We start from the raw sequence: 13,353 nt of genomic DNA, 5'->3' as shown, positions 1-13,353 counted from the left end.
ATTTTAAAACCTAAAATAGATAAAAGGGTTATATGTTCCTACCGAAATCATTGTGATAACACACATCAATAAAAGTATTAAAAGCAAATAATATATTATTATTCCAATATCTTTTTTTACCAGAGAGATAAATTTGTTTTTTAGCGGCAGAAATATCGGAAGACAGAATAACATAGCCGGAATTATTATGGTTACATTCTTTATAGTAACAAAAGAAGAAGCATAGTATACAACATCTGTCATATCGTTATCAATGAAAAACATTTTCTTTAATAAAGATATAGCCGACTGAAAATCATCGGCACGGAAAAACACCCAACCTATTATTACAATTAAAAGCAGATAAATATGCTGTAAAGGCTTCCATAACTTTTGCAATATCGAATCAAATCCAATTCTTTCAATTACAATAAAAAAACCATGCCAGGCACCCCAAAATATAAAATTCCAACTGGCACCATGCCATAATCCTGTGGCAAAAAAAACGATTGATAAATTTATATAGGTTCTGAAACTCGACCCTCGACTTCCTCCTAAAGGAATATATAAATAATCGCGGAACCAAGTAGAAAGAGATATATGCCACCTTCGCCAAAACTCTTTAATAGAGTTTGAAATGTAAGGATAATTAAAATTCTCATGAAATTTGAATCCGAATATCCAGGCCAAGCCTATTGCCATATCTGAATATGCCGAAAAATCGAAAAATATCTGCAATGAATATGCTATTGCCGCAATCCATGCTGCGCCTGCCGAATAAAAGGCCGGATCTAACGGGAAAATGGTATCCGCTATTATTGCACAGTTATTGGCTATAAACATTTTCTTTATCAGTCCGAGTATAAAACGCTCAATACCTTTAGCCGTTTGTTCTAAGGAAAGTTCTTTTTTCGTTAGTTGCTTTTCTATATGAATATAACGAACGATAGGTCCTGCAATCAGGTGAGGAAATAAGGTTATATATGTAGCAAAATTTAAAAGACTACGGCTTGCATGTATATTTCCTCTGTATACATCAATAGTATAAGATAAAACCTGAAATGTGAAAAAACTAATACCTAATGGTAAAACAATTTGCGGAATACTATGATACGACTCATTTATACCCAACCAATTAAAGAGATTAATAATATTTGTATATGCGAATGTCGCATATTTAAAGTAAAATAATGAACCCAGACTAAGTATAACTGCCGTCCAGAGCCCAATTCTTCTATGTCCTTTTTCAATTAACAAACTGCATCCGTAGTTGACACATATAGTCGAAAGCAATAATATAACATATTCTTTTTCGCCCCAGATGTAAAAGCAAAGGCTTGCAACTAATAGATATAAATTTTTAAACCGTTGTGGTATAAAGAAATAACATAATATTACAACAGGAAGAAAAAAGCAAAGAAATATTATGCTTGTAAATAACATTATCCTAGTTTTTATTTAAATTTAAAGCGAGTGCAAATATACTTATTATATTAAATAAGTAGTTTTTTAGTAACTCTATTTTTCGAAAAGGAAAATAAATTGGGATTTTAAGTGCTGATTTATTGCGAATTATTTGGCGCAACAATCAAAAAAGCATATCTTTGCAGCCCGAAAAACATTATTGTTTAACAATTTATTAAACTGAGTTTTATGAATAATTACGAAACCGTTTTCATTTTGACTCCCGTTTTGTCTGATGTTCAGATGAAGGAAGCGGTAGAAAAATTCAAAGGCCTTTTGACAGCAGAAGGTGCTGAGATTGTGAATGAAGAAAATTGGGGACTACGTAAATTAGCTTATCCGATTCAAAAAAAATCGACTGGCTTTTACGCATTCCTTGAGTTTAAGGCAGATCCTGCCGTTATCGCCAAGTTAGAACTTAACTTCCGTCGCGATGAGCGTGTAATCCGATTCTTGACTTTCCGTCAAGATAAGTATGCTTTCCAGTATGCTGAAAAGAGAAGAGGTTTAAAATCATCAACTAAAAAAGAAGAAGTAAAGGAGGACTAAACTATGGCACAACAATCAGAAATCAGATATTTGACTCCACCGTCAGTTGACGTAAAAAAGAAAAAATACTGTCGTTTCAAAAAGAACGGTATTAAGTATATCGACTACAAAGATCCTGAGTTTTTGAAAAAATTCTTAAACGAGCAAGGTAAAATACTTCCTCGCCGTATTACAGGAACTTCTTTGAAATTCCAACGTCGTGTTGCTCAAGCTGTGAAGAGAGCCCGTCACTTGGCTTTGCTTCCTTACGTAACTGACTTAATGAAATAAGGTCGCAGACCTTTTTATTACATTATTAATAAAAACAGGAGGACAAAAATATGCAAGTTATATTAATAGAAGATATCGCGAACTTAGGTTATAAGGACGATGTCGTGACTGTGAAAGATGGTTACGGACGTAACTATCTGCTTCCACAGAAAAAAGCTGTTATTGCTACTGAGGCTGCGAAAAAAGTTTTGGCCGAAAATCTTAAACAACGTGCTCACAAGTTGGAGAAAATTAAACAAGATGCCGAAGCTCTTGCTGCAAAACTCGAAGGAGTTTCTCTTACTATCGGTGCAAAAACAAGCTCAACAGGTACTATCTTCGGTTCGGTTACTAACATACAGATAGCCGAAGCCCTTGATAAATTGGGTTACCAAGTAGATCGTAAACTTATCGTGATTAAAGAATCGGTAAAAGAAGTTGGTAGTTATAAAGCTATCGCAAAACTTCACAAAGAAGTTTCGGTTGAAATTCCATTCGAAGTTGTTTCAGAATAATCTCTGAGAATACCTCAAAATAAACAACAGGCGACTCAATTGGGTCGCCTGTTGTTGTTTAGGTGTGGCATGTCTTATTTTTATTTTTTCATCTCTAATATGGGAGAACGCGATATCATTCTTGCACAGCCTTCAAAATTGACATCTATAAGAGCGTTTAGCTCGTTAATTTCGTTAGTATACGCACTTCTCTTTCCGCAATCTATTAAATCGGTCAGGGGCGATTTATCTACTATTTTCGACAACATATCTTCCATCGATGGAGCTTCGGACAGTTTACTGTATTCTTCGTACGTATAGGAAAGGAAAGCCGTATTAAGATTAATTCCCCTGTTATCGAGCAAATATCCCTTTTTCAAAGGGATTGGCTTTGCCAGCTTTCCGTTATAATATATATCAGACGGTGCCGGATACGAAATTATCTGGTTTTTTGTTTCGTCCATTGTTACAGGAACAAGATCGGAATAGTCTTTTCTTGTTTTATACACAATAGCCTGAGGACCCGACGCATATGCTCCGGTAGACGGTTGATCGCCCCTTATCGGTTGTATTGTCATTTTTTCTGTTTCGAGAGGGGTATCCACAGTTGTTTTCGAACCTGTTGTCTCGCCACTTCGGCAAGACAACAAGCTTATCGATACAATTGTTATGAATAATGTTCTGTTTACCAAATTCATTTTTTGATAAATTTGTCAGTTATAACCCCTTTGTCGGTCTCAGCCTGTAATATATAAGTTCCGTTACTTAAATCTTGTACGGGTACCGATATAGTACCATTCTCATTCAACGATTTCACAAAAACTTGTTTGCCAAACACATCGCTGATACGAACAGTTTTCACAACGTCTTCCGAATCGAATTTCACGAAATCGGTTGCAGGGTTAGGATATAGTCCTATACTCTTATCAGAATAGTTTTGTTCGATTCCGACTGTAGGTTCTAAAAGCGTGAAGTTTAACGACGATTTAAATCCAGATCTGTCAAGATCAACCCATGTTATTCCGTTATGATAATAAACTGTAATATTATAGGCAATATTTACAGGCAAATCAATAGCTCCTGAAAATGTCACTTCTTTTGTTTGTCCTTTATCAATTGATACTTCCTGATAACCGATGTGTGTTAATGAAACTCCTCCTGTTTTAGGGAAAATAAAAGCAACAACATACCCTTCAAATAGGCCTCCTGTATTCTTAATTTGAGCTGTTAACTTTGCACTGTTTGTATATACTTTATTTATATCAGGGAATGCAATTCTTTCGTTCAATGATAATGCGTATAACTCGGTCGGTTCAGGTAATATTTGTACACCACTCAGGGTCTTCAATGCACTCCAGTAAACACCTGTTTCACTGTTATTGGTTTCAAATCCTAAATGTACAGTATAGCTTCCCGAAACCAACAGATTGGTTGTATTAGGCGCATATGATATTTTTCCTTTAAAAGTCACTGTCTTGGTTTCTCCGGCAGCAATTACAACAGGTTCTTTTAAAACCAGAGCATTTCCGACTGATGGAATGTTGAATATAATAGACAAATTTGCATTATACTCGTTGTTGCTGGTATTAGTTATTGAAGCTTCAAATTCTCCCGTTTTTCCGGAATACAAGTTGTTTGACAATATATTAAACGAGTTTAGTTTAAGTACCGGCAAATTTTCGGTAGGAGAACTGAAGTATGCTTTGCTATTTTTCACTTCTGCTTTGATATAGCCAAGTGCACCCACTTTTGTATCCATCAATTTAAAATCGGCAGCAGCAGGATTCAACGTTTTGGTGGAGTATGCTAGTCTTATTCTATAATTTCCGGCCTGCGTTCCCGATGGTATTTCGCATACAAATTTAGGTGAAGCATAGTAATACCCTAATGACAAATCGGTTGGTCCATACGAATACAACATCGAGATAATCGCGTCATTCTCATTACATAGTGCTACTCCAAAATGGCCACTATCGAGAGACTTGGCTCCAGACAATACCACATGCTCGGCTTTAACTTCGAAATCAGAGCCTAGAGATATCGATTCAGTATCTGTCCATATTGATTTATATCCCATTTTTGTAACTGCAGGAGTAGACGAGCCTGTCGGCTTCTGTATGCCAATGATTACGCTTTGTTGAGAATTATATCCTCCGCTACCCGCACCTATCCCTAACGAACCCGGGTTTAATGCCGATAACTCGAAATACCCATTCGACATACCTCCCCATCCCCAGTTGAAATGGAATAAGTTAGACGAATTGTATCCGTCGCAAACAAAGGCGTGACCTCCACCCGACGATTGCCCACTGAATAACACGGGACGACTATTGCTTAATTCATTCTTAATTATGTCCCTCCATCCGGCAGCATCAAAGAATACTCTCGATATACAATTTATACCTTCGTCGTATCCAAAATACTTAGGCAGAGATTCTGCTACTTTTGCTGTTGTAGCCCCACTTTCGATGTTATAATTCATTTGAACTGAAACCCCACAATGATACATTAGGGTTGCAACTGCATTTTCCTGTTCTAATGTGCTGGAACTATTGTAAGTTCCGGTCATATTTGTCCAATCGTAAGTAGTATTACCAAAATTAACCGAAGGTATAGATATACTAAGAGTTCCTGTTGAATAAGCATGGCTTGATCCTGTTCCTTTTGTCGGCCATTTATGATATCCCATTATTTGTGCCATAGCTGTGGCTACGCATCCTGTAACCGTTCTTTTTCCCGCGTTTGTTCCGGAAGGAATAACAGGACAAAGGTTGTTATAAGGTGCACTCTGATTCCAATTTATATCGCCAAGTAACGGATTCACCGAGCTTGCCAACGATTGAGCAGTAGAAGATACAGTTTCTATTTCCTTATATTCGTTTCCCGATGCATTTATGAGTTCTTCTATTTCTTCTTTGTAGACCGCCAACCAGTTTTCGAAGTTTACAGGAAGGCTATTTACATCAAAATAACCCGATTGAGAATAACCTAAAACATCTTTAGCCCGATCATCTCCCGATACGATAACAAACCCATCGTTATCGCTAATATTAAAAACATAATAATAAGTTATACTCTCGTTATTTGAAGAGCGAGTTGACATATTTACATCTTCACAAGCATAGGCCAACGTTAGCTTTTTTTCTGCACTAAGGGAACTTCTTGTCTCTGTATTACTTTTCAAAAACACCTCAGCAATATTGTGAGCCTCGTACTGAGTACGCTGCTTTGCAAAACTTATTGCTGCAGGTATACAGAGCAATAATAAAAGGAATAATTTTCTTTTCATATGTTATTTGTAGTTTATATGTTTATTTTTGTGAATAAATACAAAAAAAGCCAAGCTACAAATTTAAAAAAATAATATTTTAGATGAGGTATAATTTACAAAATAAAGTGATAACTATTGCTTTATCATTTATATTTGTAAGCCTAAATAAAAACCGATAACTAAAAATATGCCTGCATTATCTATAATAACAGTCAATCTAAACAATGCCAAAGGGCTTCAAAAAACAATAGAAAGTGTTGTTTCTCAAACTTTTCGGGACTTCGAGTTTATTATTATTGACGGAGGATCGACTGACGGATGTCTGGATATTATTAATCAATATGCTCAACATTTTGATTATTGGGTAAGTGAACCCGATTCCGGAGTATATAATGCAATGAACAAAGGGATAACCAAAGCAACAGGTAAGTATTGTCATTTTCTTAATTCGGGCGATTATTACACATCTTCGGATGTTTTGGAAAAAATATTCGGAAGCGGACAAAGTATAGACGCCCCCTTTATTACCGGACATCAAATTAATGATTTTGGAGATCATAGAACATTATCGCCTGCCCCCAACAAGAATCTGACTCTTATCGATTTTTTTAAGAGTACATTAAAGCATCAGGCTACATTTATCAAACGCGATTTATTCGATCAGTATGGGTTATACGATGAAAATCTTCGAATTGTATCGGATTGGAAATTTTTTGTCGAGACTATTATTTTTCAGAATATGCAACCTGCTTATGTAGATGTAGATATTGTGGTTTTCGAGTGGTTTGGATTAAGTACCAATGAGGCTCAACAACATAAATTGCACCAAGAAAAACTTGACACTATCCAAAAACTTCTGCCCAAGCCTATTTTTAAAGATTATGAATACATGACCGAAATGAATAATTACGATTACGTTGTCGACTTAATGAAACGTAACAGATACTTTTCATTTATTATAAGGAGCTTAGTTAAGTTATTTAAATAATAAAAATGGAGGATAAATATCCCCCATTCTCGATTTGTTATTATAAGTCTGTTTTTAATAGTTCTGCAATTGTAGAATGATAATCCTTCTCGGTTTGCAAATAATTTTCTGTACTTTGATACAGAAAATTTATCTCGGTCAGATATTCGAGCAACGATATTTGCCCTAAATTAAGAGCCTTACTCAACAGTTGCTCATTGTTCTGTGCCGATAGGAGATTTTTAAAATCATCGCACGATTTTTTCAACGCCATAGCTTTGTCGAATAACTGATTTACCTCGCTCCGTTGCATTAATTGAGTATTATCTATTTCCATTTCGGTCAGTACCATTTCGGCTTTAGCCCGTTTCACTGTATTTTTGTTTTCCCACAAAGGGATACTCAATCCGGCAACAAAACCGTAAAACCTTTCCGAACCGGAAAAACTCATTTTATATCCTAAATTAAATTTTGGCAAAGCAAGGCTTTTTGCTAATGATACCGATCTTTGAGCTATCATTTTCTGATGTTCAAGAGATTTTAGTTCGGGATTGGCCTCCAATCGCTTTTGTGCTATTTGCTCCAAATTAATCAATTCTTCGGATAACGGATAAACAGTTTGAGTGAAAACAATATTTGTTCCTCCATTCATTTCCGTCAGTTTTTTCAACAAGTTGCTCCTTTCCGCCTCATTGGTTCGGTATTCGGTTTGTACATTCAGCAATTCCAGAGCAATTTTATTGGTTTCCAACAAATTTGCATCACCCGTTTCCAGTCTCTTTCGGTAAGAAAGGTTCAGGCTTTCGGCATTATTCAAGCGTTTTTCCAAAATTTCTTTCACTTTATTATAATATATCAAACTGATACAAAGCTGCTTGGCCTCCAATAATATATTTTGGCGTGCGGCTCTGTATTGGATATTCGCCTGATCGGTTTTCAGGTTTACTATTTTGTTCCGCTGAAAATATGCCGTGGGAAAATCAAATTCCTGAGCAACTGTCAGTTCATTTTCAATTGTATTGTCTGAAGCCCTATTACCCCACAAACGTTCATATTCTACATTCGGATTTGGTAAATAGATTCCGGTTCGGGCATCTATTTTCTGAAGTTCGGACGATTGCCGGGCAGATATCAACATTTTGTTGTTCTGTTCGATATTAGTCAATACGTCCTCGATAGAACTTTGCGCCAAAATGTTGCCGATGCCCAAAATAGTGATGCTTATATATAAAATTAGATGTTTCATATCTTATCTGCTGTTTTACGGCTTTTAATAAGTGAATATATAATCGGTATTATAAAACCATTAAGAAGAGTAGAGGTTATAAGTCCCCCCAAAATCACTTGTGCCATAGGACTCTGTATTTCGTTTCCCGGCAAATCGCCTCCCATGGCAAGAGGTATTAATGCCAAAGCCGAACATAAAGCAGTCATAAGTATAGGATTTAACCTGTCAATAGAGCCTTGAATAAGCGTATGGTATAGGTCGTGGCCCTCTCTCAATAACTGTTCGTAGTGAGATACCAATAATATACCATTACGTGTTGCTATACCAAATAAAGAGATAAACCCAATAATAGACGGTATACTCATTACCCCCGAGGTTAACCATATCATTGCCACTCCCCCTATTAATGCTAACGGAAGGTTGATAAGAACCAGAATAGCCATTTTGGAACTTTTGAACTCCTGATACAATAATCCGAATATTACCACAATAGCAAATATCGAGGCTATTATAAGCGTCCGTGAAGCTGCTGCTGCACTTTCAAATTGTCCTCCATACAGAATATGATATCCTTCGGGTAGCTTTATTTCGCTGTCTATCCTTTTTTGGATATCCTGAACAACACCTTGCAAATCGCGCCCCGCTACATTGGCCGAAATTACAATCTTACGTTGTACATTTTCTCTGTTAATTGTATTAGGCCCACTTGACGACACTATATCTGCTACATAACTGAGTGGTACTTTCTTTAATCGTTCGTCTCCCTCGATATGGGCATCCAGCATAAGGTTCCCTATCGACTCCATATTAAGGCGTGTATCGTCATTTGCTTTCAGAGTAAGGTCGAACATACGCCCCTCTTCATTTACTTGCGATACAACCCTTCCCGAAAATGCCGTATTTACAAAATTGGTAAATTCATTTATGGGAATACCATACTTTGCAAGTATCTCTCGTTTTGGTTTTATCTGGAGTTGTGGCGATTCGATAAGTTGCTCAACATTCAAATCAGCAACACCATCGATCCCCGATATAGCCGATTTAATCTGGTTTGCAGTTGCATATAACAGGTTGAGATCGTCTCCAAACAATTTGATTGCAATATTCGCCTTTGTTCCGGATAACATGTGGTCGATACGATGCGATATAGGTTGTCCTATCTCGAAATTCATTCCACTTACATGCGATAATCTGTGCCTTATATCCGACAAAAGCTCATCAAAAGAACGGTCTTTAAGTTCAAACGGAACCTCTATTTCCGAGGTGTTAGTGCCAAAAGAGTGTTCATCAAGTTCGGCACGTCCTGTTTTCCTACCCACAGTAATAACTTCGGGTATCTCCATTAACGATTTTTCCACTATCTGAGCCATTTTGTCCGATTCGTCAAGCGATATACCCGGAATAGTTGTAGCAGTTATAGTGAAAGAGCCCTCGTTAAATGTCGGAAGAAAACTTCTTCCGATAAAAGGCAGGGTTGCTATCGTTACAACAAATACTCCTGCAGAAATTCCTATCAATAGTTTTTTATGACATAAAGCTTTTTCGAGCAATATTCTATAGCCGTACTTGAGTTTTCGCGACAACCAAGGTTCTTTCTCATGTTTATCCAGCATCTTATTGTTAGCTAACAGATATTTGCATAAAACGGGCGTAAGAGTTAATGCCACAAGAAGCGATGCAAATAACGATACAACAAACGATATGCCCAAAGGACGAAGCATACGCCCTTCCATTCCGCTTAAAAAGAATAAGGGAATAAAAGTTACAATAGTTATCAGAGTTGCTTTTACGATAGACGACCTTATCTCGACCGAACTATTGAATATAACGGTTAAAGTTGGTGTGCGTTCTTTTTCGGGCTTAGCATGATTTTCCCTAAGACGCTTGAATACGTTTTCGACATCAATTATCGCATCATCAACCAGCGACCCGATTGCAATTGCCATTCCTCCCAAACTCATGGTATTCAGCGTGAGTCCCATTGCCCGTAATACAAGAACAGCTACAATAAGCGACAAAGGCATGGCTATTAACGAAATACCAGTGGTACGCCAACTCATAAGGAAAAAGAAAAGAACGATTACAACAAATATAGAGCCTTCGATAAGAGCTTTTTGAATATTTGATATAGAATTTTCGATAAATCGGGATTGCCGAAAAATATCAGTACTCATGTGCACATCTTCGGGCAAACTCTTTTTCAAATCGTCAACAGCATGTTCTAACTGCCCGGTCAATTCCAACGTATTTGTATTAGGTTGTTTAGTTACAGTAAGTAAAACTGCAGGTTGCCCCTTCTCGCTGGCAAGCCCCAACTTAGGCGATTTGTTCCCTATCTTAATATCGGCAACATCGCTCAACAATACCGGATAGGAATTACGGTTCACAACAACAGTTTTGCCTATTTCTTCCACATCGTTTGTCGAAACTATACCCCGTATTATATACTCATTTCCATATTCGTATAAAATTCCACCCGAAGCATTCAGATTCATATCCTGTGCAACCCCTTCAACGTCCTCTATCGATATACCGTGTAAACGCATTCGGGCAGGGTCGAGCAATATCTGATACTCCTTTATCTCGCCTCCTATTACCGATACTTGGGCAACGCCTCCTGTAGCTAAAAGACGCGGACGTATTGTCCAATCGGCAAGCGTTCGCAAATCCTGTAACGAAGTGCTGTCGGCCGTAAGGCCTATGAAAAGCACCTCGCCCAAAATACTCGATTGCGGCCCCAAAGTAGGAGTCCCCGCATTTGAAGGCAATTGCTCTCCTAATCCGGCTATCTTTTCACTCACAATCTGCCGGGCTTTATATATATCCGTACCCCAATCGAATTCGACCCAAACCACCGAAAATCCTGTAGTTGAGGAACTACGCACACGGCGAACATTTGTTGCCCCATTTACCGATGTTTCGATAGGGAAGGTTACCAAACGCTCAACCTCTTCGGGAGCCATTCCGTTTGCTTCGGTCATTACTACTACAGTTGGAGCATTTAAATCGGGGAACACATCTACTTCCATATTTATGGTAATGTACGTTCCCACCAGTAACAGTAGTATTGATGACAACACAACCAACATACGGTTATGCAGCGAAAAATCTATTATTTTGTTCAGCATGACTGTATGTATAATTAATGTTGATGTCCATGTGGCACTTCGCCCGACATTGACGCCAGTTTAACTGCAAATGCACCTTTCGTTACTACTTTTTCCCCAACATTAAGCCCACCAAGAATCTGATGGTTTATTCCGTCCGAAGCACCAATCCTCACTTCTTTCTTCTCGTATTCACCTTCGTGAACACATTGTACAAATACAAAGAAGTGTCCCTGTTCTTCAATCAAAGCAGATATTGGTACTACTATCGCATCTGTTACTAGCTGCGATTTAAGGTACACCTCAACGAATGAACCTTCGATAATATTTCCTTTATTATCGAATTCGAAACTAACGGGCGTATAAAATGTATTATTGTCTGTACTTCTGCCTACCGACATCAAACGTCCGTTCAAGTCACTCAATTCATACGTTTTGTTATCATAAGGAGTTGTAAAAGATGCTGTTTGTACATACTTAGCTTGCGAAAGGTAACGTTGCGACACGTCGGCTCTTAATACCAACCTTTTGCTTTGGGTTACGGTTGCTAAAAGCTGTCCGGTTTCGACATATTGTCCCGGTTGCGCCACTATACTTTTTACAAAACCTTTCATAGGCGAGGTTATCGCTTTTGAATTTCCTGACATTCCTGCCGAAATAGTTTCGTAATTAAGTTTAGCCTGATCGTAACTGAGTTTTATTTGCTGAAAATCGCGTTGCGATATAATATTATCCTTTATAAGCTCCAACGCCCTTTCATATTCCGTTTTCGCATTTTCGTATACCGATTTTGCCTCACTTACCCGCGTCAAAGGATTGTTTTCGGAAAGATTTTTTCCTGAAATACGAAATAATTGCTGACCGGAATTTACGGATAATCCTTCCACCAAATTAAGATTAGCTATTTCCAATATTCCACTTGTTGTTGCAACTATTTGCGATTCGTCGCCGGGTGCCGATAAAACTTGTCCGCTGGTTTTAAGTATCTGGTAAAAAGTTTGCGGCTTTATGGTTTCAATTTCGAATTCGATCAGGTTCCGAGCCTGTTCCGAAGTGAACATAATTATATTTTCATTGTCTCCGTGTTCGTGAGCTTGCGATTCTGAAACTACCGAATGCTCATGGTCGTGATTATGATCGTGTCCGTCGCATTCATCTTCATGGCTATGCTCCTCGGGTTCATTATGTTCATGAGTACATTCTTCTCCATGCTCGTGATTATGAGAATGTTCTGTAGTTTCTATTTTATTGTTTTCTGTAGTGCTTCCTTTTTTTCCACAAGCTGATAAATAAAATATCGAAGCACACATCAAAACATATAATAATGCTTTCATATAAAATGTGTGTAAAGGTCATTCTTTCGAATAACAGATAAAAAATGATTGTTAAATGATTTTGTATTTACTATTCGCAAATACAACAATGAAGGGACTAAGCTTGTGGAGGCCCGCGATACGAATTGTCAGCATATAAACATGCCGAAGCGTACAGATTTAAATAAGGTTTGTTCAATATCTCGGGCGGAGCAGGAGATAAACAAAAGAAATCGCCCAAAAACAACAGTATAGGCGGAAAATGATAATCGCACATCAATCCGTTATGGCAGTCATTCACTTTAAACTCCTCATTATTCTTACGAATAACATCTTGTTTATCAAGCTGGCAACAACTATCCGACTTACCTTTTTGGTTTTCTTTACTGTGCGAATGCGAATCTGCGGTTTGTTCTTTTTCGAAACATATCCTATCCCCATGGTCATGATGAGGAATTGCAGCATGTGCTATTAGCATTGCGATAGCTACAAAAATAAACGATATGGACATATTCCGAAACATTGCCACAAATGTAAGACGTAAATATTTAAAAACCAAAAAAAGAGGCAAAAGTTGTGTGGAAATAACTTTTGCCCTGATAACCTTAAACAACGTATCTATTGCTGCTTTTTAGATATGTATTTTCATAGTATCCAGATTCAATTCTTTTTCATTATATAATTTGCTTTGCAATCGTTTTTTAGAAAAAAGGCAGAAGAAAGTGTGAGGGG

Annotated in this window: 11 protein-coding genes; 4 read left to right on the top strand and 7 right to left on the bottom strand. The window is 37.4% G+C overall.

The window, feature by feature from the left end; translation table 11 throughout:
* Positions 1-3: 3 nt before the first annotated feature.
* Entirely contained in the window at positions 4-1,422 is a 1,419-nt protein-coding gene (locus D0T53_RS02130) for an MBOAT family protein (RefSeq protein ID WP_163264598.1), read from the bottom strand.
* Positions 1,423-1,632: 210 nt separating this feature from the next.
* Between D0T53_RS02130 and rpsF the strand changes: the two genes are divergently transcribed.
* From rpsF to rplI, 3 genes are read left to right on the top strand one after another with little or no spacing between them, the layout of a single operon-like run.
* Positions 1,633-1,992, top strand: coding sequence for a 30S ribosomal protein S6 (gene rpsF, locus D0T53_RS02125; RefSeq protein WP_163264596.1), 360 nt, complete (start codon positions 1,633-1,635; stop codon positions 1,990-1,992).
* Between the two features lie 3 nt (positions 1,993-1,995).
* Positions 1,996-2,262 (top strand): 30S ribosomal protein S18, encoded by a 267-nt coding sequence (gene rpsR, locus D0T53_RS02120; protein WP_006798740.1) that lies wholly within the window; start codon positions 1,996-1,998, stop codon positions 2,260-2,262.
* Positions 2,263-2,312: 50 nt separating this feature from the next.
* Positions 2,313-2,756, top strand: a complete 444-nt coding sequence (rplI, locus tag D0T53_RS02115; protein ID WP_163264594.1) for a 50S ribosomal protein L9 — start codon at positions 2,313-2,315, stop codon at positions 2,754-2,756.
* Positions 2,757-2,836: 80 nt separating this feature from the next.
* Here rplI and D0T53_RS02110 read toward each other — a convergent pair whose 3' ends face one another.
* Together D0T53_RS02110 and D0T53_RS02105 are read right to left on the bottom strand one after the other, a co-directional pair.
* Positions 2,837-3,433, bottom strand: a complete 597-nt coding sequence (locus D0T53_RS02110) for a hypothetical protein (protein WP_163264592.1) — start codon at positions 3,431-3,433, stop codon at positions 2,837-2,839.
* Positions 3,430-6,024, bottom strand: a complete 2,595-nt coding sequence (locus D0T53_RS02105; RefSeq protein WP_163264591.1) for a thiol protease/hemagglutinin PrtT — start codon at positions 6,022-6,024, stop codon at positions 3,430-3,432. Before D0T53_RS02105 ends, D0T53_RS02110 begins: the two co-directional genes overlap by 4 nt.
* A 169-nt stretch (positions 6,025-6,193) precedes the next feature.
* Here D0T53_RS02105 and D0T53_RS02100 point away from each other — a divergent pair, with 169 nt between their 5' ends.
* Positions 6,194-6,994: a glycosyltransferase family 2 protein gene (locus D0T53_RS02100; RefSeq protein ID WP_163264589.1), complete on the top strand. Its 801-nt coding sequence runs from the start codon at positions 6,194-6,196 to the stop codon at positions 6,992-6,994.
* A gap of 40 nt (positions 6,995-7,034) precedes the next feature.
* Here the strand turns inward: D0T53_RS02100 and D0T53_RS02095 are convergent, their stop codons facing one another.
* From D0T53_RS02095 to D0T53_RS02080, 4 genes are all read right to left on the bottom strand, one after another.
* Positions 7,035-8,219 carry a TolC family protein gene (locus D0T53_RS02095; RefSeq protein WP_163264587.1) on the bottom strand — a complete coding sequence of 395 codons (1,185 nt, stop codon included), beginning with the start codon at positions 8,217-8,219 and terminating at the stop codon, positions 7,035-7,037.
* Positions 8,216-11,329: an efflux RND transporter permease subunit gene (locus D0T53_RS02090; protein ID WP_163264585.1), complete on the bottom strand. Its 3,114-nt coding sequence runs from the start codon at positions 11,327-11,329 to the stop codon at positions 8,216-8,218. The genes D0T53_RS02095 and D0T53_RS02090 overlap by 4 nt, the downstream gene beginning before the upstream one ends.
* Positions 11,330-11,343: 14 nt before the next feature.
* Positions 11,344-12,642, bottom strand: a complete 1,299-nt coding sequence (locus D0T53_RS02085) for an efflux RND transporter periplasmic adaptor subunit (RefSeq protein ID WP_163264583.1) — start codon at positions 12,640-12,642, stop codon at positions 11,344-11,346.
* 97 nt (positions 12,643-12,739) lie between these two features.
* The gene (locus D0T53_RS02080; RefSeq protein ID WP_163264581.1) at positions 12,740-13,132 is read right to left on the bottom strand and encodes a DUF6769 family protein; all 393 of its coding nucleotides are present in this window, start codon (positions 13,130-13,132) and stop codon (positions 12,740-12,742) included.
* Positions 13,133-13,353: the final 221 nt, after the last annotated feature.

Origin of the sequence: Dysgonomonas sp. 216 (genome assembly GCF_010501065.1) — a bacterium.
In the GTDB taxonomy this organism is placed as follows: domain Bacteria; phylum Bacteroidota; class Bacteroidia; order Bacteroidales; family Dysgonomonadaceae; genus QVMM01.
This window is presented reverse-complemented; position numbering and strand designations above follow the sequence as displayed.